This is a genomic window from Thermogutta hypogea, from assembly GCF_055386265.1.
In genome coordinates this window covers 2,477,997-2,502,183 of record NZ_AP042425.1, presented here as the reverse complement: position 1 = coordinate 2,502,183, position 24,187 = coordinate 2,477,997, and the positions used below count along the sequence as shown (strand labels likewise).

Below are 24,187 nucleotides of genomic sequence, written 5' to 3'. Positions count from 1 at the left end.
GAGGTCGGCGACAACACGGGCGGCACGGGTGTTCGGCACCGGGTTAAGGCAGTCAGGTCTCGGCGATTCGTCACCTCCGCGGCTAAAGGAACCCTTTCATGAACGTAATCGTGCTGGGGTTTGGAGGGCGCGAAGACGTGAGGGTTCAAGCCGAACGCCTGTTGCCGGTGATCGAGCACTATGCCCGCATCTCCGCGGTCGACTTCGGCGGAGAAGTCGATCTTTCGGACTTGCCCGCCGACTACGTGATCGTCTTGGGCGGTGACGGTTCGATCCTTCGGGCGGCGCGCCAGATGGGGCGGCGCCAGTTGCCGGTCATAGCCGTCAATCTCGGGAAACTGGGATTTTTGGCGGACGTCTCGCCCGACGAATTGGAGCCGGTCTTGGCCCTGGCTGAAAAGGGACCGCTGCCCGTCGTCGAGCACTTGATGTTGGACTGCTGTCTGATCCGAAACGGGGAGCCTGTGGTCCAAGAGTTGGTGTTGAATGAAGCCGCCATTCTCAATGGGCCGCCGTTCAGCATTCTGGACGTCGAGTTTTTCGTGGACGGGGAAGCGGCGACCGTGTACAGCGCCGACGGGTTGATTGTCGCCACGCCCGTCGGCTCCACGGCGCATTCCCTGTCCGCGGGCGGGCCGATCTTGCGCAAGGATCTCGACGCCATCTTGATTTGTCCCATCAGCCCGCACACGTTGTCGAACCGTCCGGTGGTGGATTCGGTGGACCGCGTTTACGAGTTCTCGGTGCGACGGCCGCAAGAGCATACGACGCTTGTGGTGGACGGCAGGGTCACGGAGACGGTTCTACCCGGTGATCGCGTCCGGGTATCCCGGGCGGAGCCTCGCTTCCGTTTGGTGCGGCCGCCGGGACACAGTTACTACCGAACGCTCCGCGAAAAACTCGGTTGGGGCGGTCGGATTCGCTCCAAGTGGCAGGAGTAACGGTACCTTGCCCCCCCCGACGACGCCTCATTGCAACCGGGCCGAATGTGGGGGTAAATGGTCTTTGCTCATCCGCCGATTCTTCCTATAACCCCAATAGCGGTGAGTTGACGCCGCATCGTTTCGGTTAGCCCAAGACGCCGGATGGACGACTCTCACGGGCTGCGCGGCGGCTCTCCTGGGAGGTCCTCCGTGTTTCCGCCGTGCGGAGCCGGCCGGCGCTGCCGGCGACCGTCGGGCGATGCTAGCCGAAGGCATTCTCGCCGACTACGGGAATCGAAAGGAGATGATTCCGATGCTGCATCAAGACGGCTGGGAAAGAAAAAGCGGATGGGCCGTCCCGCTCATCTCGAAGCCGAATCGGGGAGCGATGATCGGCGTCCTGGCAGTGACGATCTTCGTGTTTGCGGCCGAGGGCGGAATCCGCGTTTTGAAGGCGGAGGAAGCGACCGCTCCGCGGCATTTGCTGCGATACCGGTTTAACCCGGGCGAACAGTTGCAGTGGCGGGTGACGCATCGGGCCAACGTGCGGACGACCGTCGCCGACGTCGAGCAGGCGGCGGAAACCAACAGCATCTCCACGAAGATCTGGCGCATTCAAGAGGTGCTCCCGGACGGATCGTGCGTCTTCGAGCAATCGGTACGGGACGTCCGCATGACGCAGCGATTGAGCGGGCGCAGCGAAGTACGGTTCGATAGCACCTCCTCCGATCCGCCGCCGGCCGGATTCGAAGGCGTCGCCAAAACCATCGGAAAACCTCTTGCCCGAATCACCCTTGACACGCTGGGTCGGGTCCGGCAGCGCGAGCAGTTGGAGACGGAGGCCTTCCAGACGCCGGGATTGCTGACCGTCCCTCTTCCCGAAGAACCCGTCGCCGTCGGTGAATCCTGGTCTTTCCCGTATGAGGTGGAAGTGCCGCTACGGTCGGGGACCATCAAACGGATCAAGGTTCAACAGAAATTCACCCTGCAATCGGTCAAGTCCGGTGTGGCGGAGATCGGGTTGAAGACCGTCGTGCTCACGCCGATCGACGACCCTCTGGTCGAGGTGCAATTGATCCAACGGATCAATGAGGGCACGGTCCGCTTCGACATCGAAGCGGGGCGGATCGTATCCCAGGAGATGGACCTGGAGCGGTCCGTGGTGGGTTTTCAGGGCGAGACCAGCCGTCTGCACTACGCCACGCGATTCGAGGAGGAATTCGTGCCCGGTCCCGTCGCCGCCGCCCGTCCCGGAGCCGCATCGCAACGGAAGTAATCCGCCTCCGCGTCGTCGCCCGATTCGCGGAAGCGAGAGAATCGGGGCAAGGGAGGCCAGGGCCGAAGTGCATGCGGCGGACATCACGGCGGCTATCGCGGCTTGGTCGGATGACCGTTACAGGCCGGCCGTTTGCCATTCGTAGTGATCGGTCAGCAGCCAGCGATCGTCCACTTTCTCGAAGATGACACGGAAGTTGGCGGCGTAGGTCCCGTACACGGTCGACCCGGATCGATCCACGTAGCGGAAGACGGCGAAGAATTGGGCTTCGGCGGTGGGCGGGTTCTGCTCGCGGTGGATGGTAATCTTGACGCCGGACACGCGCACCCGTGTGAAGCGGACCTCATTCAAGGCCCAGCTTGCCCGTTGGCGGGTGGCTTCCGCGGACGGGGCGAGAAGATCGAGGACGGAGTACAGATCGTTGGCCTCCAGCGCTGCTATGCCGGCGTCGATGGTCCGCCGTACCGCCTCGCGATCCGTGACCACCAGGTAATCGGCCAAGAACACCAAGCCGATCAAACCGAGAGCGCTAACGCCCGCCCACAGGAATTCCTTTTTTACGGTCGAGACGTACATCCCGCCGAGGATCGCGACCACGATCAGAAGGCCGATGTAGACATAGGTCGGGTCTCCGAACAACCATTCCATTTTCGGCTTCTCTCGAATGTGGTGTATGAGGCGTTTACGGCTGCGGCGGCAAGCGCCGATCCCCTACGCCGGCGGGAGATCGGACTTGCCGCAACACCCGGCAATTTAGCGTGCCGCGCCCTTGCCGACAATCGCCGCAACGTGGCTTGCCCCCGGTCCCGTTCACGGTCGCCCGACTTGTCGCGATCGAGAGTCGAAGCCGCGTGACGCTACTGCGGATCGAAGACACTCTCTTCAACGATGCGGCAGGGCGGCAAGGACTGCAAGAACACGCGACCGTAGGACTTGGTACAAATCCGGGGATCCAGAATGACCACGATGCCGCGGTCCTCGCGCGTACGGATCAGGCGCCCGAAGCCTTGCTTGAGCTTGATTACGGCCTCGGGGAGTTGATAGGAACTGAATGGGTTGAGGCCGGCGTTGCGGATCGCCTCCAAGCGAGCCTCGATGAGGGGGCGGTCCGGCACGGCGAAGGGGAGTCGGGTAATGATGACGTTTTGCAGGGCTTCGCCGGGAACATCCACCCCTTGCCAGAAGCTGTCGGTCCCGAAGAGCACGGCCCGCTCGGCAACCTTGAATTTCTCCAGCATCATGCGGCGGGGAAGGCCTTCGGCTTGGGAAAACAGCGTATAACCGTTCTCGGCGAACCAGGGATCGAGAGCGGAGGCCGTTTTGCGAAGCATGTCGTAACTGGTGAAGAGAACGAATGCCCGGCCCTGCGTTCGACGGATATAGCGGGGCAACAGACGTACCAAAGCCTTTTGATGTGCGGTCGCGTCCGCGGCGGGGTCGGGCATGTCCTTGACCAGAATCAGGGACGCTTGCTCCCGATAGTCGAAGGGGCCGCCCAATTGCAGCGTCTCCACGTTTCCCAGGCCGATGCGGGAGCGAAAGAACGTAAACCCCTGTTTGCCGACCGTCAGCGTGGCGCTCGTCAAAATCACGCTGGGAACCTCGTCGAAGAGCTGTTCTCGAAGGATTTCGGACACGCTCAGCGGGGCGGCGGCCAGTGTTACTCGCGGACGCCGGGAACGTTGTTCCACTTCGACCCAATAAACGCTTTGCGGTTCCCGTTGTTCGATCCACGAGGTGATCGTAAAGGCCAAGTCCTCCAATCGCTGGGCGGCGGCAAGGAAATCCTGTTTTTCCTCGGCGGGCAAGTCCGGCGGCACCTCCCGCGCCACGGTGCCCGCCAAGTGCGTCAAGCCTTCGGAGAGGGCGTTGCGGAAGGGTTGCGGCGTGCGGACGCGACCGTTGCCGGGCTGCTGTCGTTCGTACCAATCCATGATTTGGGCGAAGAAATCGTCAAGGCGATAGACGCAGTCTTGCACGGTCCGCCGCGATTCGGCCATGCCCGCCCGCGCTAGCAGACCGCGGCCCGTCCGTTCGTTGAAGAGCTTGTTCAGGTGGTAAAGAATCTGCGAAGAGGTGCAGTGCATCCCCAATTGTTCGGCGGCTGCGGACTCCATCGTATGCGCTTCGTCCACGACCAGCACGTCGTAGTCGGGCAGGAGGGAGACGTTGCGACGGCGGAGCGCCACGTCCGTGAACAACAAGGCGTGATTGACGATCAGAATCTGGGCGTGTAGCATCCGTCGCCGAGCGCGATAGAAGAAGCATTCGTTATAGTTGGGGCAGCGCGTTCCCAGGCAATTGTGGTGATCGCTGGCCACCTCGTCCCACACGGCGTGCAGCGGCTGGAAGGGTAGGTCGGACAGGGAACCCTCCTGCGTGGTTTCGGCCCAAGCTTGGATTTGCAGGAGTTGTTCGGCCTCCTCGTCGGCGAACAGGGTCCGCGCCCGTTTCAAAGCATTGGCCAGCCGCCGCCGGCTCAAGTAGTTGCCTCGCCCTTTGACCAAGACGGCCGTGAACTCGTACGGCATGACGCTCCGCAAGAAGGGGATGTCCTTGTGCAGGAGTTGCTCTTGCAAGCTGATCGTGTGCGTGGATACGACCGCGGGACGCGATCGGGTCGGGGAGTCGTCGCCGGCGGTCACTTTTAAAATGGCGGGAACCAGATAGGCGAAGCTCTTTCCCACGCCGGTGCCCGCCTCCACCAGCAGATGCCGACCTTCGCGAAGGGCGGCTTCAACGGCTTCCGCCATCTGAAGTTGTTGCGGGCGAGCCTCGTACCGCGTCAGCCGGGCGGCGATGCGGCCTTGCGGTCCCAGGATTTCTCGTGCGGAGGACATAAACGGCGCGCGAATCGGCGAATCGGGCGAGCGGGACTCTGCAAGGCTTCAGGCGCCGGCGGCGATCACGCCTTCGGTCGGGCTGCTGGCCGTGGCGTACAGCCGTTTGGGGATGCGGCCCGCCAAGTAGGCCAAGCGGCCGGCCTCCGCGGCGGACTTCATGGCGATCGCCATCCGCAAAGGATCCTTGGCGTGAGCGATGCCGGTATTCAACAGCACGCCGTCCACGCCTAACTCCATGGCGAACGTGACGTCGCTCGCGGTCCCCACGCCGGCATCCACGATCACGGGATAATCGGGGTCGTTTTCCTTGAGATACTCGAGGCAGATGCGGATATTGTTGGGGTTGAGCACGCCCTGTCCGGAACCGATGGGGCTGCCCGCCGGCATCACGCTGGCGGCCCCCGCCTGCTTCAATCGCTTGGCCGTGACGGGATCGTCGGTGGTGTAAACCAGAACCTGAAAGCCTTCCTTGACCAAGATTTCGGTAGCTTGCAACGTGGCGATGGGATCCGGGAGGAGCGTCTTCTTGTCTCCCAAGACCTCCAGCTTGACCCAATCGGCGCCCGGATTGTCGAGTTGCGAGAGGATTTCGCGGCCGAGCCTCGCCACCCGAACGGCGTCCTCGGCTGAAAAGCATCCGGCCGTGTTGGGCAGGATGGTGTAGCGCCGCGTGTCGATGAATTCGAGAATGTTTCTGCCGGAAGAATCCAAGAGACGTTCGCGGCGGACCGCCACCGTGATGCACTCGGTGCCTGACAATTCCAATGCTTGTTGCATGACTTCGTAGGTGGAGTACTTGCCCGTGCCTACGATCAGGCGGCTGCGAAACGTGTGCGAACCGATGGTAAGCGGTCCATCCATTGCAATCTCGGCCATGATGCGGTTCAACCTCCTCCCACTAAGGTGACGATTTCCAAGCGATCCCCGGCTTGAAGGCCGGTTTCGGTGTGTTTGGCAAGCGGTACCACTTGCAGATTCCGTTCTACGGCGACGGGTTTGCCGGCCAGGCCGAGCCTACGGAGCAGCTCGCTGACCGTGATTCCGGCCGGAATCTCCCGCTCTTCTCCATTCAGCACTACGGTTACAGTGGGGGTGTTTTCACTCATGCGGCGAGTCGATTGGGGGTGACCGGGCGAAGGAAAACAGGGATCGAGAAACTTGTCATATTGTACGCATTCTATCACACATCATGCGAAGAGCGGTCCGGGGGGCGAGACCGGCGGCGTGGGCGGCAGGGAGAGCTGCATCGTCCCCGCGTGCGGCTCGAGAAGACCCGCCGGCGTTCGAAGCGCGCGGATTGGGGGCAGACCCAACGGCAGACACCGGCCGCCCGGCGGTAGCAATGCGATTGCGGATCGCGTCAGGCAAGCGGGAGCTATTCCGTCCGCAGCACGACCGTGCTGAACTGGTCGGCCGCCCACAGTTGCAACGGGCTGCTGAAGGGGCGATTGGCGGAGTGGCTCTCCGGCGACCAAGGGATGGCATAGGCCAAGACCACGCCGGTGTTCGTTTCGGCCACGTAGATGACGGACTGCCCCGGACGCACGCCCACGGACGGACCGCGACGAATATCGGCCAGCCCCGTCACGATCAGATAGTTCGGTGTCTGGGGAACCTGGATTTCCGGGCGGGGAGTACCGCCGGAGCGCCGGGCTTGCGCATTCGCCGCTTGAATCTCGGCATTCTTCATCTGGATGAAAGAAAGCAAGTCTCCGTACACATTCGCTTCGTACAGGGCTTGAAAACTCCGCGTTTGATTGGACAATACCGCCCCGCGAAGCTGGCCGGTGAGAAAGTCCAGAAAGAAAAAGCCCTCCACGCCGTTATCCAAGGCTCCGGTCGCAATCGCAAAGTTCGAGGCGCGATCGGTGGCCACAGCATGCACGGAAGCCTGGGGACGGAGCGTCGCGGTCACCAACCCGAACGCCGTTCCCACCACAAAAACCGCCAGCCAAGGTCCTACTCGGCGTAACATGGGCTTCTCTCCCCTTCGCTCAGTTCCAAAACGCAGGCCTTGAGATAATCGGAAAAGCGCCCGTTGGACGGGTTTCCCACTCCCCTGTCATGGTAACGCTTTCCCCGCGTCGGGAACAGATGGATTGTCCGATTGGACCGCCGAGGGCTGCGAGCCGGCGAAGTCGGCGGCTCAACGGTACGGCCGTGGATGGATGCGGCCCATCTTCCGATGCCCCGCCACAGCTTGGAGGGCTCGCGCCCCGGTCTCGGCCGTTTCTATCCAAGGGCGGAGTCGGTCGGCCGACCAGCCGCGCGTTGGTAGTCGGGAAACAGGTCTTGGAGGGCGGTCACGTTGAAGGAGACTCCCTCGTGCAAGGCCTCCATGGCGCGTACGGCGGCCTCCGCGGCGGGAATCGTCGTGATGCACGGGACGCCGTGGGCGATGGCTTTGGCGCGGATTCGGCCTTCGTCCGTCCTTGCGCCCTTGCCGCTGGGAGTATTGATCACCAGCTTGACCGTCCCGTTCAGGATATGATCGAGAATGTTGGGATGACCCTCCTGAATCTTTTTCAGCCGTTCGACCCGGATGCCGGCGGCCTCCAGGCGATCGGCCGTGCCTTTGGTGGCCAGGATTTCGTAGCCCATCTTCTCCAGACGCCGTGCGATCTCGGCGATGTGAACCTTGTTGCGGTCGGCCACGCTGATGAAGATCTTTCCGCTCATGGGGAGGATGGTGCCGGCTGCGATCTGGCTCTTGGCAAAGGCCACCGAAAACCGATCGCTGATGCCCATCACCTCTCCGGTCGATTTCATCTCCGGTCCGAGGACGATATCCACGCCGCGAAACTTGATGAAGGGGAGGACGGCCTCCTTGACCGACACGTGGCGAGGGGGGAGGGGCTCCGTCCAGCCTTGCTCGTCCAAGGAGACGCCGACCATGACTTTGGCCGCAGCCCGGGCCAGGGGCTTGCCGACGGCCTTGGACACGAAGGGAACGGTGCGGCTGGCACGCGGGTTGACCTCCAGCACATAGAGCACGGGAACCCCGTCCGTTCGTTTGACGGCGTATTGCACGTTCATCAAGCCCACCACCCTCATGGCCGCGGCCATCTTTTTCGTGGCCTCGATGATTTCGTTGAGGATGGGCCGGGGCAGGCTGTAGGGAGGCAAGGCGCAGGCCGAATCCCCGGAATGCACGCCGGCCTCCTCGATGTGTTCCATGATGCCGGCCACGATCACCCGTTGCCCGTCCGAGATCGCATCGACGTCCAACTCCACGGCGTCTTCCAGAAAACTGTCGATCAGCACCGGTTGGCCGTCGGACGCGTCGAAGGCCTCTTTCACGAAGTGTTCGAATTGTCGATCGTCGTAACAGATTTCCATGGCCCGACCGCCCAAGACGAAGCTGGGACGGACCAAGGCGGGAAAGCCGATCCGGCGGACGGCTGATCGGGCTTCGTCGATGGTCCGGGCGATCGCGTTCGGCGGTTGCCGCAAATTCAAACGTTTCAGCAGTTCCGCGAACCGCTCCCGGTCCTCCGCATCTTCGATGGTATCGACGCTCGTACCGATGATGGGCACTCCGGCCACTTGGAGCGCTCGGGCCAGATTGAGCGGCGTTTGCCCGCCGAATTGCACGATCACGCCGTCCGCTTGAACGCGGTCCTGAATGTTCAGGATGTCTTCGCACGTGAGCGGCTCGAAGAACAAAAGGTCGCTGGTATCATAGTCCGTGGAGACGGTTTCCGGGTTGGAATTGACCATCACGGACTCGATGCCCAGCTCCCGCATGGCGAAACTGGCGTGGCAACAGCAGTAGTCGAACTCGATGCCCTGGCCGATGCGGTTGGGCCCCCCGCCGAGGATCATGATCCGCTTCTTGCCGGGCTGTTTGGCGGGAACCTCGTCCTCGTCCTCGTAGGTCGAATAATAGTACGGGGTATAGGCCTCGAACTCGGCCGCGCACGTATCGACGGATTTGAAAGCGGGCACGATGCCGCGCCTTTTTCGATCAGCCCGGATTTCGGTCTCCGTGCGATTCCAAATGTGGGCTAGCTGGCGGTCCGAGAAGCCGAATCGTTTGGCTTGCCGCAGCATGTCGTCGGGGATCTCTTGGATGTCGGAGAAACCCCGCAACGTGCCTTCCATCTCCACGATTTCCCGAATGTTTTCCAGGAACCATGGGTCGATGGCGGTCAGCTCGTGGATGTCGTTGACGCTCATCCCGGCCTTGAGGGCGTAACGGATGTACCAGATTCGCTGCGCGTTCGGATGCGCCAGCTTGGCACGGATCTCCTCCGGCGAAGGTTGCCGCGGCGTGCCCCAAAGATCCTTGCCGTCGCAGCCCAGTCCGAAAGTCCCCACCTCCAGTCCGCGGAGGGCTTTTTGCAGGGATTCCTTGAAGGACCGACCGATCGCCATCGTCTCGCCCACGCTTTTCATTTGCGTCCCCAGTTCGGGGTCCGCTTCCGGGAACTTTTCGAAGGCGAAGCGGGGAATCTTGGTCACGACGTAGTCGATCGTGGGTTCGAAGCATGCCCGAGTCCGCCGCGTGATGTCGTTGGCCAGTTCGTGCAAACGATAGCCGACCGCAAGCTTGGCGGCGATCTTGGCGATGGGAAAGCCCGTGGCCTTCGACGCCAAGGCGCTGGAACGGCTGACCCGAGGATTCATCTCGATGACCACCATCCGGCCGGTTTGGGGATGGACCGCGAACTGGATGTTGGAACCGCCGGTGTCCACGCCGATCTCGCGAATCACGGCGATGGATGCGTCGCGCATCCGCTGGTATTCCTTATCCGTCAGGGTTTGAGCGGGGGCGACCGTGATCGAATCACCGGTGTGCACGCCCATGGGATCGAAGTTCTCGATGGAGCAGATGATCACGACGTTGTCGTCCGCGTCGCGCATCACCTCCATTTCGAATTCCTTCCAACCCAGGATCGACTCCTCCAGCAGCACCTCGTTGATGGGGGACGCCGTCAATCCCCAGGAGACCTTTTCGACGAATTGTTCCAAGTTGAAGGCCACGCTGGAACCGCTGCCGCCGAGCGTGAAACTCGGCCGGACGACGCAGGGGAGTCCGATTTCCACCAGCGTCTGCCGGGCATCGGCGAGCGATCGGACGGTCTTGCCCCGGCAGACCTCCAGTCCGATCTTTTGCATGGCCGACCGGAATTGATCGCGTTCCTCAGCCTTAGCGATGGCCTGCGAATCGGCGCCGATCATCCGCACACCGTATTGATCCAAGACGCCGTGGCGGTGGAGGTCCATGGCCACGTTCAAGCCCGTCTGACCTCCCAACGTAGGCAGCAGGGCGTCCGGCCGCTCTTTTTCGATGACCTTCGCCGCGAATTCCCACGTCACCGGCTCGATATACGTGCGGTCCGCCATCTCCGGGTCGGTCATGATCGTGGCCGGGTTGGAATTGATGAGAATGACCCGGTAACCTTCCTCTCGCAGGGCCTTGCACGCCTGAGTGCCGGAATAATCGAATTCGCAAGCTTGCCCAATGACGATCGGCCCGGAGCCGATCAGCAGCACGGAGCGGATGTCATCACGTCGTGGCACGGTGTTGGGTTCTCCTGGTGCCTTGCCGAATAGGTCCGTTTGGGAGGCGAGGCGGGAAAGGCCGACGGGGCCCGATTTCGAAATCGCTGGGGCCGCCGACCCGCGCGCATATCTTCACCGCGGCGGAAGACTTACCGATCGACGGGAGCTCACGGGAGCGTGATTGCCGTTAAGAACGGCCGCCTTGCGGTCGAGGGAGCGCGCTCAACTTCACAACAAATCGGCATCGAATCCATGGTATCGGAACGCGCTGTGCAGTGACACCACCCCTTGGGGGCTTACGGGACGCGTACGATCGGGACCGCCGCCGGAGGCATCTCTCGGCGTTGCCATACGCAAGAACAACGTTCCAAGCCGGTCTTGGGGCGGCGGGTGCAAGGCGGCGGTGTTCGTTGACGTTGCGTCGGGCCCCACTTAGAGTGGTAAAGAATAAGCGTACCGGTCGGCGGAGTCACTCTTGAGCGGTCGGCTCGCCGGCGAAATACCATAACGCGCCGCGACGGACGGCGAAACCTTCTTTGCTGCGACGAGGAATAAGGTGACCGACAAACCGTGGGGAGGGGTCTTTCGGGAAGCGACGGATCGGCGCGTCGAGCTATTCACCGAAAGCATCAGCTTTGACCGGCGGTTGGCCGAACAGGACATCGCCGGCTCCAAGGCCCATGCCCGAATGCTGGCGGAGGTGGGGTTGATCACGGCGGAGGAATGCCTTCGGATCACGCAGGGCCTGGATGAGATCGGGCGGGAGATCGCCGAGGGGCGTTTTCCTTTCCGCGTGGAACTGGAAGACATCCACATGCACGTCGAGCGGGCGTTGATCGACCGGATCGGCGACGCGGGACGCAAGCTCCACACGGCCCGGAGCCGCAACGATCAAGTGGCGACCGACTTTCGATTGTGGGTGCGGGACGCGATCGACTCCTTGCTTGCTTCGCTCCGGCGGCTTCAGGCGGCCTTCGTGGAACGTTGCGAACGCGACTGGGACTGCATTTTGCCGGGATACACGCATTTGCAGCGTGCTCAGCCGGTCTTGGCGGCTCATTATTGGCTGGCCTATTGCGAGAAATTCGATCGCGATCGCGAACGCTTGCTGGATTGCCGCAAGCGAGTCAATCTTTGCCCGCTCGGATCGGCCGCGCTGGCGGGAACCAGTTTGCCTATCGATCGCGATTCCACGGCCCGCGCGCTGGGTTTCGCGGCACCCACCGCCAACAGCCTCGACTCGGTGAGCGACCGCGATTTCGCCGCGGAGTTCCTCTTCTGCTTGAGCCTGATCGCCGTGCATCTCAGCCATTGGGCCGAGGAATGGATCTTGTGGTCCACCTGCGAATTCAATTTCCTGCGGTTGCCGCAAGCTTTTTGCACCGGCTCGTCCATCATGCCGCAGAAGATCAATCCGGACGTCCTGGAGTTGATTCGGGGCAAGACGGCGCGGGTGATCGGTTCGTTGCAGCAGATGCTCGTCCTGCTGAAGGGCCTGCCTTTGGCCTATAACCGCGACCTCCAGGAAGACAAGGCGCCCGTCTTCGATGCCTGCGACACGGTACGCTCGTGTTTAGAGCTGGCGGCGCCTCTCGTAGCCCAAACCGAAATCAACCGCCCGGCCGTGAACGAACGACTGGACCGCGGCTACCTCGATGCGACGACCCTCATGGAGTATCTGATCCTGCGGGGCGTCCCGCAGAGGTCGGCGCACGAAGCGGTAGGGCGCTTGGTTCAGGCGGCGATGGAACGCGGCTGCCGTTTGGCGGATTTGCCGCTCGTGGTCTTCCAAGAGGTGATCCCGTCGCTGGATGAGTCCGTACGCGAGGTTCTCGGGCCCGACAAGGCGGTCCGACGCATGCAGAGTTACGGCTCCACGGCCCCGGAACAGGTGCGGCGGCAAGTTGACGCCTGGAAAGAGCGACTGGAATCCGATCGGACGTAGCCGTCTAGGGGGGGACGCCTTCGCCCTAAATAGCGACGTGGACCGGCAGGAAAAGGACCCCTGACCGGCGAATCCGAAGGATCAGCCGGGCCGCGAACATTTTCGTCCTGACCGGGAATTCTCGCCGTGAATAGTGTCGCGAAGATTCCGTTTTGCGGTCGGCGGAGAGATTCGGGCAGAAATTGTGGCAAAATCGAGTTAAATTAGATAAGAGTTGCGGTTTGTTTGCTCGATATGCCTGATCGCCCTTGCTGAAGCCGCACCTTTGTCGGGATCCGTTGATACGGTTTGTCCCGGCGAGCCGCACACCCGGGAGAAGCGGTCTTGCATTGCCGGGGGCGAGTTTTCGATTTGCGCTACTTTGCCCCATGTGGTACTGGATTTTAGCAACCGGAAGAGCGTGCATGTCGCCGTCCAGAAACCCACGTCGTACCCGATCGGTCTCGCACGTCGCGGGAATCGCGTTATGCGTTATCGGTGGGGTTTTTCAGGTTGTCGTGGCGGTTTCCGGGGCCGCGGAGGAAGACCCGTTTGCGGCAGCGGGAGGCGCTCCGGCGGCGGGCGCGCCGCGGGAGCCGGCGCAAAAACCGGCAAGCGAGGTCGAAGTTCCCCCTCCGCCCGAGGACCCGGCGGTGGCCATGGTGTTGGCCGCCAAGCCGCAGACTCCTCGCGAACTGCTCAAGGCGGCTTCCGCGTTGTTAGCACTCCGGCGCCCCGACTTAGCCAAGCAGATGTTGGAGCAATTTCTCGCGGCCGCACCCGATGAGCGGGAGTTGCTACGGTTGCACCAAGAGTTGGGTCCGGCCATGGTATTTCGATTTGGCGCGGACGGTGCGCTGGCTCCGGCGGGCAAGCAGGTCTCCGACATGATCTTCGCCGCGGTCAATCGCCGCTACCAGGACGCGAGCGTCTTGCAAGCTTGGGTGGATCAACTCAGGGGGACCGGGAATACGTGGTACCAGGCGGCCGAGGATTTGGCCAAAGCCGGAACGGCGGCCGTGCCCCTGTTGGTTCGAGCGGCGGCGGAGAGCCCCCAGGGGGAATTACGCGGCCGGTGCGTTTTCGTGCTGAAACGGCTGCGCAAGGAGGCCGGGCAATACCTCATTGCGCTATTGCAGGCACGGGATGCGGCCCAACAACGGGCGGCCGCGGAACTGCTGGGTGAGATCGGCGGACGCGATTCAGCACTGTTCCTGCTCGCCCCCGCCCTGTCCGATCGCCGCGACGACGCGGTGCGTCAGGCGGCCAAAGGGGCCTTGTCGCGGTTGCAGTCCGGGTTGCCTACGGCCGTGCAGGCCGCGCGTCTGCTTGCCGCGGAGGCCGAGGCGCGATTGACCACCGCGGCGTCCGACGAGGGAATCGCGGAGCCGTTCTTTTTTTGGAACCCTAACACATCGAACGTGGAGGAGATAGCGCTGCCTCCGGCGGCGATCCGGCGGCGGACGGCTGCGCGTTTGGCGGCGGAGGCGAGCGAGCTGGTTCCGGGCGACCGGCAATTGGAGTTGGGTGCCTTGGCCCTGCGGTTGGAGCAGATCGGATTCGAATTGCTTCGGACGGCGGCGGAACGCGAACAGCAGGCCGCACCCGCCGCGGATGCGAATTCGAAGCCCATGCTTGCGGTCGCCGACGCAGGCCCGGCCGTCGCCGCGGCGATGGCCGAATACGACGAGCCGGTAAGCGACGAAGGGGCTTCGGCCTTGCAGGCGATTGACTATTGCCTGAGCCGCGGGTGGGCCGGCGGCGCTTGGGCCGGTATTGTTTGGTATGCCCATCAAGCGCCCGCCGAACGAGTGCGGGCCGCCTTCGCCGAGGCTTCGCCTCTGCCGAAAGCCCTCCGGTTTCCGGATCGTCGCGTCCGCTGGGCCGCGGTGGAGACGGCGATGACCCTGGATTTGCGCGGGAGTTTCCCCGATTCTTCCACCATCCTGCGGGAATTGTTCTATTTCGCTTCTTCGCGCGGGGTGCGGCGGGTGGTCGTGGCGGACGGCGACCAGCCCAGGGCGATGCGGATCGTGGGCGATTTGAAAGAACTCGGCTTCGAGGTCGGGGACACGGCGGGCGGCGGCACGGCCTTGTTGCGATCCGTCGCCGACGATCCGGACGTGGTCTTCGTATTGATTTCAGCCGATATCCAAGATCCGCGCGTCGAATTCTTGGTGCAGCGGCTGCGGGCGGATCCCCGGACGGCGCGCCTGCCGATCGGCGTCTACGCCCTTCCCGATCTCTTGCCCAAAGCCGATCGGCTGGCGGAGACGGACTCCATGGTCCTGTCGTTCGCGCAACCGTATCGGCCGGGTGACGTAGCGGCCATGGTCGAACGCCTGCAAGCCCTGCCGAACTATGACGGCGGGAGCCCCGCATGGCGGAAAGCGCTGGCGGCGTCGGCAATTGAGAGGATTTCGGCTTTGGCCGGCGATTCCGGCCCGAATGTGCCGCTGCAAGACTTGGAGAACCTGGCCGTTCGTACCTTGTACACTTCGGGAGCGGAGAGGGCCGGACTGACCATCTTGCGACAATTGGCTACTCCCCGCGCTCAGGCGGAGTTGGTGGAAGCCGCCTCGCGTCTGGAATGGCCGCCGGAACTCCGCGCGGAGGCCGTCTCCGCTTTCGGCGAGGCGGTCATGAAACGCGGCCTCCAATTGACCCGGCAACAAATCCTCCGCCAGTACGACCGCTACAACCAAAGTGAGCGGCTGGATCGGGTGACGCAAAAGCTGTTGGGATTGATCCTCGATTACATCGAAATGCCCAGTCAAGGTCGCGCCGAAACCACGGCGGAGCGCCCTTGAGCGGTCGGTGCGGCCCGGAGAGGCCGGCTCCTGCGGGCCGGTCCGGAGTCCGCGACGCCGAAGGATGCGTGCTCCCCTTTCTCTTGCTCCGGGTTGATTCTCTACAATGAAACCGAGGAGCGAGCCGGGGGACCTGACCCGCCCGGAGCTTCTAGCCGCGAGACATTTCGATCCCCTGTCGCCGGTTAACCGGGCTGGGAGCCGGCCGAGCATCCGCCATGCTGGACGATCCGCGAATCCAATTACGAGGTGACCGCCCGCTCGGGCGACGATCGGGCGGGGCCGGAAGCGAGGATTCACCGCCGATTCCGGAGTTGATCGGGGAATCGGCGGCCATGCGAGACGTCTATCGCTTGACCCGACAGGTGGCGGACTCGGACGCCTCGGTCTTGTTGCTGGGGGAAACCGGGACGGGAAAGGAATTGATCGCCAAGGCCATCCATCAACTCAGCCCGCGACAGAGCGGTCCCTTCGTCCGCGTCAATTGCGGGGCGTTGGCGGAAAGCCTGTTGGAAAGCGAGCTGTTCGGCCACGTCCGCGGAGCGTTCACGGGAGCCATCGAGAACCGTACGGGGCGATTCGAGGCGGCCCACACCGGCAGCATCTTTCTCGACGAGATCGATTCCACGACCGCCAAGCTTCAGGTCAAACTCCTGCGCGTCTTGCAAGAGCACGAATTCGAACGGGTGGGGGACGCCAAGACGGTTCGCGTCGACGTCCGCGTCATCGCCGCCAGCAATCGCGATCTTTTGGAAGAGGTCGAGCAGCGGCGCTTTCGCGAGGATCTCTACTATCGCTTGAACGTGGTCACGATCTACTTGCCCCCCTTGCGCGAACGTCGCGAGGACATTCCGCTCCTCGTCGGTCATTTTCTCCGTTTGTACAACGAAAAGAATCGCCGCCACGTTCCGCATATTACGGCCGAGGCCATGGAGGCGTTGCAGAATTACGATTGGCCGGGGAACGTCCGCGAATTGCAGAATTACATCGAGCGCGCGGTGATTCTTGCGCGCGGGGACGAAATCGGGATGGAACTGTTGCCCCATGCCGTCCTAGGCCGCAAAGGGCCGCGCCTTGGGTCCCGCCGTCGCACCGTGGAGTCGATCGCCCGGGACTTCGTGGATGCCGTTCTGGCTCAAGCCGACCCGGAGGCCGGAGATATCTACGATCGGATGGTGGAACAACTCGAGCGAGAAATGCTGGCTCAGGTGTTGGAACGTTGTCGCGGGATTCAGATCAAAGCCGCGGCTTGGTTGGGAATGAATCGCAACACTCTGCACAAGAAACTGCGGCAGTACGGCTTGGCGGAGTTCAAGGGCCGGGAGGATGCGCCGCCCGGTGATTCGCGGTTCCCGTGAAGGATCGGCCGGCGAGGTGGCGTTGGGGAGTGCGGAAAGGGCGTCGCGTATGATGGAAACCTTGGTCGGCTGGGTGACGTTGCTTTACGCCTTGGCACTGGCCTTGGAATTAGCGCGGCCGATCTTGCGCTTTCCCGTCCGCGGGCTCGCCGTGGGGATGGTCCTGGCGGGGTTTCTTGTGCATACGGCGTTTCTGGGTTATCGCGCGGTGGTGATTTGGAATCAATTGCAGAGCGCGGGGGCTTTCTTGGCCGTCAAACAGGACTGGTATTTCGGCCTGGCGTGGGGGCTGACGGCGGTGTGTCTCGCGTGGATGGCCTTTCGTCCCGCCTTTCCCTTCGCCGCCTTGTTCCTACCGTTGGTCTTGATTCTGCTCGGCGTGGGCTTTTTCTTGGCGGATCCCGTCCCCTTTGAACGCGGCGCGGCCTCGAAGGTTTGGGGGTTCGTGCACGGTTTGTCCCTCATGGGGGCGACGCTGTGCATTCTGGTCGCGATTGTGGCCGGTAGCGTCTATCTCTGGCAAGTCCGCAGGGTGAAAAAAGGGATTGTAGGTTTCACTCGGATACGCCCGCCCAGCTTGGAGTGGTTGCAGAGGGCCAACGCCCATGCCGTTTTGGCGGCGATCGGCTGCTTGTCGCTCGGCATTCTTTCCGGAATCGTGCTGAACGCAATCGCCGGGGAATCGGGCGACTCCGCCTTGCCTTGGAATGATCCCGTGGTGGTCAGCACGTTTGCCATGTTCGCCTGGCTCAGCGGCACCGTTTTGCTGGGCAGCGTTTATCGACCGTTGCGGGAGGGTCGCAAGGTGGCCTACCTCACGTTTTTGAGCTTTGTGTTCTTGGTGTTGGCTTTGGCCCTCATGCTCTCCGGCTGGACTCAGCACGGCAAGGAACGCCGAGCGCCGCAAGCCCCCGCGAATCGGTCCTCGTGGATGTCGTCCCCCGCCGGAATTGCGGACTGCGTTCGGACCGAATGGCCGGGGCCGCGACGTTGGGCCGACGCGGCGACCGGGGAGGAACGCGCAACAAGAGCAACCGGCGGAGAGCGCGAGCGTGCGCGGCCGGCGAAATTTTCCTTCAGCCTTAAGGCGGCGACGGCAGGAACCGCGCTGATATATCGTTCGGCATGATCTTGCAGATCGTGGGCTGTAACCATCGCACGGCGTCGATCGCGCTGCGGGAGCGACTGGCATTTAGTCCTCAGCAGACGCGGGCTTTTCTGGTGCGCTGGCAGGGACGGTATGATCTGGTGGAGGCGGTGCTCCTGTCCACCTGCAATCGGGTCGAGTTGTACACGGCCACCGACTTGCCGCAGGCTCCCCCGCCCGACGAAATAATCCGTTTCTTGACGGAATTCCACGGCATTTCGGTCGAAGACCTGGAAGGGGGAATCTACCATATGGTCGGCCGGGAGGCCGTCGAGCATCTTTTCCTCGTCTGTTCCAGCCTGGACAGCATGGTTCTCGGGGAAAGCCAAATCACGTCCCAAGTCAAACAGGCCTATCAAATCGCCGTGCAGGAAGGGACGGTCGGGCCGATCTTGCACCTCACCTTTCAAGCAGCGGCCAAGACCGCCAAGCGCGTGGCCGCCGAGACGGCGATCCAACTGCGGAGGACGAGCATTCCCAGCGTGGCGATCGGCGATTTCGCACGCGCCGTCTTCGAGCGTTTCGACGACAAGAAAACCCTGGTCATCGGAGCGGGCGAGATGGCCGAGGAGACGCTCCGTTATCTCCGAGAAGAGGGTGCGCGGACGATTACGGTGGTGAACCGGAGCCGGGAACGGGCCGAGCAATTGGCGGCTCGCTGGGCCGGGCGAGCGGAGAGCTGGCAGGAACTGCCCCGCTTGCTGGCCGACGCCGACCTCATCATCAGCACGACCGGTTCGGAACGTCCGATTGTTACCGCGGCTATGCTGCAATCGGCCATGGCCGCCCGACCGGAAAGGCCTCTCTTCGTCCTGGATCTGGCCGTTCCGCGGGATTTCGAACCGAGCGCCGCGAGGTTATCGGGCGTCTATTTGTACTGCTTGGACGACCTGAAGACGGCTTGCGAAAGGAATCGCGAATTCCGCGACCGGGAGATACCCGCCGCCGTCCGGATCGTAGAGCAAGAGGTGGAGAGCCTCTTGTTACGCTTGCACGGCCGGGAAGCGGGCCCCGTGATCCGCGGCATCCGGCAGGATTGGGAGGAAATCAAGCGCGAGGAATTGCAACGCCTGTGGAACAAGCTCTCCGATCTGCCGGAGTCCGGTCGCGAAGAGATCGAGGAGACGGTGGACCGCATCCTCAACAAACTGCTCCATCGCCCGTTGCGACGCCTTCAGGACGAGTTTCGCCGCGGGACGTCGCGTGCCCTGCTGGATGCTTTGCGGGGCCTGTTCCATAAGCCGCCGGAATGAACGCAGGCGTGAATCTGCCGATTATGCGGAGTGTGAGGTTATCCCCGCCGGATGAAAACCCCTCCGAGAGTCGATCCCCCCCGCTCGGATCCGTTCCAAGAGCCATGTTTGTTTAGAAAATGCAGCCGTTCTTGGCCGGAGCGCGTCGCGTTGACGCGGCTTTTCGTGACGCGTCGTCCGGCGGGCGGTCTCGTGACGCGGATCGAGATTCGGGGAATGGGAAGGTAACCGATGGCCGGCGCGAAAATCCGAGTGCTGGTTGTGGACGATTCCGCCTTGATGCGGAAGATGATCACGGATCATTTGAAATCGGCGCCCGGAATCGAAGTCGTGGGCACCGCTTCGGACGGGCGCGAAGCCGTGGAGATGGTCCGCCGACTCCAGCCGACGGTCGTGACGCTCGATATTCAAATGCCCGGCATGGACGGTCTCCGGGCGCTGGACGCCATCCTGCAAGTGCGTCCTACCGCCGTGATCATGGTCAGTTCCCTGACGCAGGCCGGGGCCGCGATAACGCTGGATGCCTTGGAATGCGGCGCCATCGATTACGTTTCCAAACCGGAAAACGGCATGGCGGCTTCCGCCGTCCTGGGCGCCGAACTCGTCCGTAAGATTCGCTTTGCGGCGTCCGCCGACATCGAACGGATTGTGCGCAATCGCCGGCGCATGGCGACGCGAAGCTCGCCCGCGTCCGCCGCAATCGCGTCGGGATCGAGCGTGCCGAAACCGGAGACCGCGCATGAGCCGCCCGGTCTGATTAACACCTGCATTGCGATCGGCATTTCGACCGGCGGTCCTCCGGCGCTGACGGCGCTGCTGTCCGCCTTGCGGCCGCCCATGCCGCCGATCGTGGTCGTGCAACACATGCCGGCCCAATTCACGAAGCCCTTTGCTTGGCGGCTGAATGCCTGCTCAGCCCTCTCGGTGACGGAGGGTTGCGATCGGGACCCTCTCCGTTGCAATCACGTGTACATCGCCCCGGGCGGATACCACATGGCCGTGCGGGGGCGCAAAGGCACGGCGCGACTGCACGTCTTCAACGGCGAACCGGTGAGCGGGCACAAGCCCTCCGTGGACGTCCTGATGAAAAGCGCGGCCCAAGTCTTCGGCAGAAGTACGCTCGGCGTCATCATGACCGGCATGGGCCGGGATGGGGCTCAAGGCTGTCGGGACATTCGCGCGGCGGGAGGATTCGTCCTCGGGCAGGATGAGGCAACCTCCGACGTATACGGCATGAACAAGGTCGCTTACGTCGAGGGCAACGTCGACCGCCAGTTCGCCTTGCACGAGGGCGCGCGGATGATCACCCAGTTCGTCGAGCAACGTTTTCTGCACGCGGCCTTAACGCGGTGAAAGACCTTGCGGCGGCGACTGGGACCGTGCTCGCCCCGGCGCGATCTCTCGCAGTTTGAGGTATTCTCGCCGGGAAAACACCTTGAGCAGGACCGGCGATGCGGGGCCGAGTCGCCGAATTCGCTTCTCGAAGCTTGCGGTACCCTCGGCAAAAAGCAGGCGATCGATTTCGCTCCAACCGCTGGGACGATTTTGAACGACGTACCAAGCCGCTTGCTCGGGGTCCGAAGCGGCTTGCCAATCGATGCGATTCCATGTCCGCAACCGGCGGAGGTTCCACCGCGGATAGGTCGCTAGGAAGACCGCCTCATCGTGCGAGGTCCGCTCGCTAAGCCAACGAATCACCTCGTCGTCCAGGGCATCCCAGTAATAGGTTGCTTCGAATCCCGCCCGGGCAGCGCCTCCCGCGCCGCCGATCAGGGAATTGTAGAACGATAACCATTGCGGCGTGTATATCACTAAGGCGTATACGGGCGCCAGATAAAACAAGGCGAGAATGATCCCGAGGAGACCGGCGGCCGAACGGAGCTTCTGGGACGGGCTGCGTGCCGGGACAGCGTATGGGAAGCGCGCGGATTTCACGGTTGACGTGGCCTGCGTGCCGTGCCGTAGGGGACGCTCCGAACCGCGGCGACGAATCACGAGGCGGTACCATCGGTACGTGCCCGAGAGTCCGATCCCGGCGATGACGCCCAGCATACCGAAAGACGGAAGAAATTGGCGGATGCCGTCGTGGGGCGGCGTCCCGGGCACGGCGCGGGCGAGAATCAGCGCCAGCCAAAATAAACCAAGGATCACTCCCCCGCGCCGGCGTGATCGGCAAGTGAGAACCCATGCCGTGCCGACAAGGAAAAACGTCAAGATAGGCAAAGGAACGGCAATGGCGGTCCACAAGAGCGTGTTATACCAAGGCAGGGGGTGGTCGAGGTTATACATTCTCCCACCGAACCAGATCGAGATATTCAGACCGGGCTGGGCCGCGCGATTCAGGTTGAGATCGAAAAAGCGAACCAAACCGCTTACGGGATGAGCCCAAAGCGGCGGATTGATCGCGTAGAAAACCGTCGCTGCGGTCGCCGTGACGATGGAAATCGGAATGTACGCACGTCGGCCGAAAACTAGGGCCAGGGAAAAGACGACCGGCAGGACGGCGAGAAATCCGCTGGCTTTACAAGCCATGGTCAGCCCTAGCGCCGTACCGCAAAGCAGTAGCCGAACCGTCGGAAGGCGGTGCGATGCGGGGAGCGTGGGATGATTCTCCGGCAACGCCGACCAGGTAAGCAACCAGCATGCCGTGAGAGGGCCGTCGAACGACGCGAAATGGACATGAGCGAACAACCGGGGTTGTAGTAGAATTCCCAGCACGGCCGCCGCGGCGGCGAGCGGTCCCCAGTGTCGGGCTACCTTCGCCGCAAGGCCGCCGCAGGCAAGGGCGAACAGCAGCATCGGGCCGAAGCGATAGCGCGTCAACGGATCGAGGCAGCGCGGGGCGAGTTCGTGCCCGACGGCTATGACGAGTCCGTAGAACGCCGGGTGTCCTTCTCGCGTCGTGGTGAAGGGCCAGCCCCGGCGAATACCCTCGACCGTCAGCGGCCGCGGCAGATGTTCCGGGGATGCGACGGGCGAGAACCAACCGCGAATGGCATCCGCCCGGTCCAAAGCGTCGCCCTCATCCCAGCTCATGGGTAGCAGGGGCGAGGTGACAAGCAGGACCAAAGCGGCGAGCGCAGCGAGAATACCCCCCGTCAATACGGCGGTAATGCCGTCGGACCGGGCGCGATGGAATCGTCGCAAGGAAGGGGCGAAAAAGGGCTCCGTCGACATTCCCTGAGTATACGGCGCCGCGGGGATCGCCGTCTCGGCCTCGAGAAAACGGCGGCGCGTATGGCGGGCGGGGGCTACTCGACGGTTACTGCGGTCAGTTCCTCTTGCACGGCCTCGACATGCTCCGGCCCGATTTTCTCCAGCTTTTCGGCGAAACCGATAAAGAGGGCCAGATCGCAGAGGCGATTGATGCGCCGGGGAATGCCCCCGGAAAGATCGTGGATCAGATTCTCGGCATCCGGGACGAAGATTTCACGGGTAGATCCCGCCGCGGTCAAGCGGTGTCGGATATAGCGCCGCGTGCCGTCGGGGTCGAATGGTTTCAGCCGGCAGCGGAGAGTGAATCGCTCTTCCAGGTGCGGCAGGCTCCGCAAAACCGGCAAGATCTCGGGTTGGGCCGATAGGACGAAGGTCCAGGCGGGGTCTTCGGCAGCCGGAAGATTCATGAGGGTTCGCAGCGTTTCCCAAAATCGCCCGGAAGTCCAAAGCTGGACCTCTTCAAGAATCACCACGGCCCGCTCACCGCGGCGCGATACTTCTCGGAGACCGCGTTCCAGGCCTTGCAAGAGGACGGGGGTGGAAAGGGCGCCGCCGTGGGAAACCCAGCCGGCCTCGGACGCGATATAAAGCGGGATCTCCGCCGGCGACAGGAGCGGGTATGCCAGGTGAATAATGGGGCGGAACGTGTCGGGCAGGGATCGTCGCAACCGACCGATGAGCAAGCTCTTGCCCATGCCGGAGGGGCCGAGCAACAAGACGGCGGCGTGACGGTTGTCGATCGCGTAGCGCAACTTGAGCATGGCCGTTTGATGTGTTTCGGCCGGAAAGAAGAACTCGCCCGCGGCGTCGTTGCCGAACGGTTTGTTTCGCAAGCCCCAGTAACTCTCGTACATCGTCGCACCTCATGCATGGACCGGCGAAGACCGCGAAGACTTGCCGAAGGTGTGGTTGGCTCGATTAGGCGCCGGGCGCGAAGTTATCGATGATGAAAGTCCGGGGCCGCCTTGTGGGCGAAGTGCCGGGCGGTGGCGCAAAATCGGCTTCCTGCCGTCGCCGGACGTCGCGAACGAAGAACAGGACGTCGCAGGCGGCGGCCAGGTCCGTCTCATCGGCGGTTCCGCGCGCAGGCGGGAGGGGCACGGCGCTTCCCTCGGGAATTCGTCGCGGGGCATGAAGCTCGGCGGGCTCGCTCCCCACGTCGATCAGGATGAACGCGTAATGGGAAGTCAGATCCGCCAAACGCCGCCACAGAGGATGGCCGGAATGTTTCGGGGTGTCGCCCGGCGCATTCGGCGCTGCCCGGGTGGATTTCGGTAAAAGGTCGAAGTGATCTTCGAGCGAGCGAATGACGAGCTCTCGCAAGGATTGATCGGGGACCGTGTCCCAGCCGTATTCCAGGTCCAGCCCCAGCAGCGACGTCAAAGCGGTGTCGTCGGCCGCGTCCACAAGAAGTACCCGTTTACCGCGATCCGCCAAAAGGAGTGCGGTGCTGAGGGCCGTCGTGGTGCAGCCGCTTGCGGCGCCCCAGCCTACGAAGCCACCGATGGCACAACCGCGTCGGGCCGCCGACGCCAGAGCCTGAGCGACGGGAGCCAGGCCCGTCGACCCCAATCGATCCACCATCTTGCGGCAGATCGGAGGGACGAGAAAGGCGTCCACTTCCAGCGACGGCCGGAAAGCCGACTCCGAGTTGCCGCGGCCGAGGGGCATTTGGGAGGTGGGGAGAGGTAAGATGTCTTTCGCTTCGCTGCGGGTGTCGATAGCCATGGATTGCCTCTCCGTGCAGGTGGATGAGGAGGGCGGTGCCTCCTCGCGATTTGCCATGGGTTCGGGATTGAACCGTTCTTGGGATGCCCGTTGTTTCTTGGCTGCCGCGTTGCCGCGAAGGGCGAAGTGGGGGGCCGCTACACGACTCCGTGCGAGCCGGTGGGATTCCGCCGGACGGGTCTTCGGCCCACCGGATTCACC

At 63.0% G+C, this 24,187-nt stretch carries 17 protein-coding genes; 8 read left to right on the top strand and 9 right to left on the bottom strand.

Annotated features, from left to right (window positions below; translation table 11 throughout):
- Positions 1-98: 98 nt before the first annotated feature.
- Entirely contained in the window at positions 99-941 is an 843-nt protein-coding gene (locus ACZ5B4_RS09035; protein ID WP_464910898.1) for an NAD(+)/NADH kinase, read from the top strand.
- A gap of 295 nt (positions 942-1,236) precedes the next feature.
- A complete protein-coding gene (locus ACZ5B4_RS09030; RefSeq protein ID WP_464910897.1) occupies positions 1,237-2,199 on the top strand; it encodes a hypothetical protein in 963 nt (320 codons plus the stop codon).
- Positions 2,200-2,316: 117 nt separating this feature from the next.
- Here ACZ5B4_RS09030 and ACZ5B4_RS09025 read toward each other — a convergent pair whose 3' ends face one another.
- The 6 genes from ACZ5B4_RS09025 to carB all read right to left on the bottom strand — a co-directional run bounded on the left by ACZ5B4_RS09025 (position 2,317) and on the right by carB (position 10,568).
- On the bottom strand, positions 2,317-2,847 hold the full coding sequence (locus ACZ5B4_RS09025; RefSeq protein ID WP_464910896.1) for a hypothetical protein: 531 nt from the start codon (positions 2,845-2,847) through the stop codon (positions 2,317-2,319).
- A gap of 209 nt (positions 2,848-3,056) precedes the next feature.
- Positions 3,057-5,039, bottom strand: a complete 1,983-nt coding sequence (locus tag ACZ5B4_RS09020; protein WP_464910895.1) for an ATP-dependent DNA helicase — start codon at positions 5,037-5,039, stop codon at positions 3,057-3,059.
- A gap of 48 nt (positions 5,040-5,087) precedes the next feature.
- A complete protein-coding gene (locus tag ACZ5B4_RS09015; protein WP_464914011.1) occupies positions 5,088-5,921 on the bottom strand; it encodes a thiazole synthase in 834 nt (277 codons plus the stop codon).
- Between the two features lie 5 nt (positions 5,922-5,926).
- On the bottom strand, positions 5,927-6,148 hold the full coding sequence (gene thiS, locus ACZ5B4_RS09010; protein WP_464910894.1) for a sulfur carrier protein ThiS: 222 nt from the start codon (positions 6,146-6,148) through the stop codon (positions 5,927-5,929).
- Between the two features lie 269 nt (positions 6,149-6,417).
- The gene (locus tag ACZ5B4_RS09005) at positions 6,418-7,017 is read right to left on the bottom strand and encodes a hypothetical protein (RefSeq protein ID WP_464910893.1); all 600 of its coding nucleotides are present in this window, start codon (positions 7,015-7,017) and stop codon (positions 6,418-6,420) included.
- 257 nt (positions 7,018-7,274) lie between these two features.
- Complete coding sequence (carB, locus tag ACZ5B4_RS09000; protein ID WP_464910892.1) at positions 7,275-10,568, bottom strand: carbamoyl-phosphate synthase large subunit; 3,294 nt, start codon at positions 10,566-10,568, stop codon at positions 7,275-7,277.
- 538 nt (positions 10,569-11,106) lie between these two features.
- Here carB and argH point away from each other — a divergent pair.
- The 6 genes from argH (at position 11,107) to ACZ5B4_RS08970 (ending at position 20,395) form a co-directional block, all read left to right on the top strand.
- Entirely contained in the window at positions 11,107-12,495 is a 1,389-nt protein-coding gene (gene argH / locus ACZ5B4_RS08995) for an argininosuccinate lyase (RefSeq protein WP_464910891.1), read from the top strand.
- A 404-nt stretch (positions 12,496-12,899) separates the two neighbouring features.
- Positions 12,900-15,284 carry a HEAT repeat domain-containing protein gene (locus ACZ5B4_RS08990; protein ID WP_464910890.1) on the top strand — a complete coding sequence of 795 codons (2,385 nt, stop codon included), beginning with the start codon at positions 12,900-12,902 and terminating at the stop codon, positions 15,282-15,284.
- Positions 15,285-15,502: 218 nt separating this feature from the next.
- A complete protein-coding gene (locus ACZ5B4_RS08985) occupies positions 15,503-16,642 on the top strand; it encodes a sigma-54 interaction domain-containing protein (RefSeq protein ID WP_464910889.1) in 1,140 nt (379 codons plus the stop codon).
- A gap of 49 nt (positions 16,643-16,691) precedes the next feature.
- Positions 16,692-17,771, top strand: a complete 1,080-nt coding sequence (locus ACZ5B4_RS08980; RefSeq protein ID WP_464910888.1) for a hypothetical protein — start codon at positions 16,692-16,694, stop codon at positions 17,769-17,771.
- Complete coding sequence (gene hemA / locus ACZ5B4_RS08975; protein ID WP_464910887.1) at positions 17,768-19,042, top strand: glutamyl-tRNA reductase; 1,275 nt, start codon at positions 17,768-17,770, stop codon at positions 19,040-19,042. The genes ACZ5B4_RS08980 and hemA overlap by 4 nt, the downstream gene beginning before the upstream one ends.
- Positions 19,043-19,273: 231 nt before the next feature.
- Positions 19,274-20,395, top strand: coding sequence for a protein-glutamate methylesterase/protein-glutamine glutaminase (locus ACZ5B4_RS08970; protein ID WP_464910886.1), 1,122 nt, complete (start codon positions 19,274-19,276; stop codon positions 20,393-20,395).
- On the opposite strand, the gene ACZ5B4_RS08965 is transcribed toward ACZ5B4_RS08970, so the two are convergent.
- From ACZ5B4_RS08965 to ACZ5B4_RS08955, 3 genes are all read right to left on the bottom strand, one after another.
- Complete coding sequence (locus ACZ5B4_RS08965) at positions 20,384-22,219, bottom strand: ArnT family glycosyltransferase (RefSeq protein WP_464910885.1); 1,836 nt, start codon at positions 22,217-22,219, stop codon at positions 20,384-20,386. The two genes, ACZ5B4_RS08970 and ACZ5B4_RS08965, sit on opposite strands and share 12 nt — an antisense overlap.
- A gap of 74 nt (positions 22,220-22,293) precedes the next feature.
- Positions 22,294-23,112, bottom strand: coding sequence for an ExeA family protein (locus tag ACZ5B4_RS08960; RefSeq protein ID WP_464910884.1), 819 nt, complete (start codon positions 23,110-23,112; stop codon positions 22,294-22,296).
- Between the two features lie 64 nt (positions 23,113-23,176).
- Positions 23,177-23,986 carry a ParA family protein gene (locus ACZ5B4_RS08955; RefSeq protein WP_464910883.1) on the bottom strand — a complete coding sequence of 270 codons (810 nt, stop codon included), beginning with the start codon at positions 23,984-23,986 and terminating at the stop codon, positions 23,177-23,179.
- Positions 23,987-24,187 lie beyond the last annotated feature (201 nt).

Excerpts from the sequence above, each read along its gene's own strand:
- ACZ5B4_RS09035 (WP_464910898.1), top strand. The coding sequence starts at position 99 with ATGAACGTAATCGTGCTGGGGTTTGGAGGGCGCGAAGACGTGAGGGTT.
- ACZ5B4_RS09030 (WP_464910897.1), top strand. The coding sequence starts at position 1,237 with ATGCTGCATCAAGACGGCTGGGAAAGAAAAAGCGGATGGGCCGTCCCG.
- ACZ5B4_RS09025 (WP_464910896.1), bottom strand. The coding sequence starts at position 2,847 with ATGGAATGGTTGTTCGGAGACCCGACCTATGTCTACATCGGCCTTCTG.
- ACZ5B4_RS09020 (WP_464910895.1), bottom strand. The coding sequence starts at position 5,039 with ATGTCCTCCGCACGAGAAATCCTGGGACCGCAAGGCCGCATCGCCGCC.
- thiS (WP_464910894.1), bottom strand. The coding sequence starts at position 6,148 with ATGAGTGAAAACACCCCCACTGTAACCGTAGTGCTGAATGGAGAAGAG.
- ACZ5B4_RS09005 (WP_464910893.1), bottom strand. The coding sequence starts at position 7,017 with ATGTTACGCCGAGTAGGACCTTGGCTGGCGGTTTTTGTGGTGGGAACG.
- ACZ5B4_RS08990 (WP_464910890.1), top strand. The coding sequence starts at position 12,900 with ATGTCGCCGTCCAGAAACCCACGTCGTACCCGATCGGTCTCGCACGTC.
- ACZ5B4_RS08985 (WP_464910889.1), top strand. The coding sequence starts at position 15,503 with ATGCTGGACGATCCGCGAATCCAATTACGAGGTGACCGCCCGCTCGGG.
- ACZ5B4_RS08980 (WP_464910888.1), top strand. The coding sequence starts at position 16,692 with ATGATGGAAACCTTGGTCGGCTGGGTGACGTTGCTTTACGCCTTGGCA.
- hemA (WP_464910887.1), top strand. The coding sequence starts at position 17,768 with ATGATCTTGCAGATCGTGGGCTGTAACCATCGCACGGCGTCGATCGCG.
- ACZ5B4_RS08970 (WP_464910886.1), top strand. The coding sequence starts at position 19,274 with ATGGCCGGCGCGAAAATCCGAGTGCTGGTTGTGGACGATTCCGCCTTG.
- ACZ5B4_RS08965 (WP_464910885.1), bottom strand. The coding sequence starts at position 22,219 with ATGTCGACGGAGCCCTTTTTCGCCCCTTCCTTGCGACGATTCCATCGC.
- ACZ5B4_RS08960 (WP_464910884.1), bottom strand. The coding sequence starts at position 23,112 with ATGTACGAGAGTTACTGGGGCTTGCGAAACAAACCGTTCGGCAACGAC.
- ACZ5B4_RS08955 (WP_464910883.1), bottom strand. The coding sequence starts at position 23,986 with ATGGCTATCGACACCCGCAGCGAAGCGAAAGACATCTTACCTCTCCCC.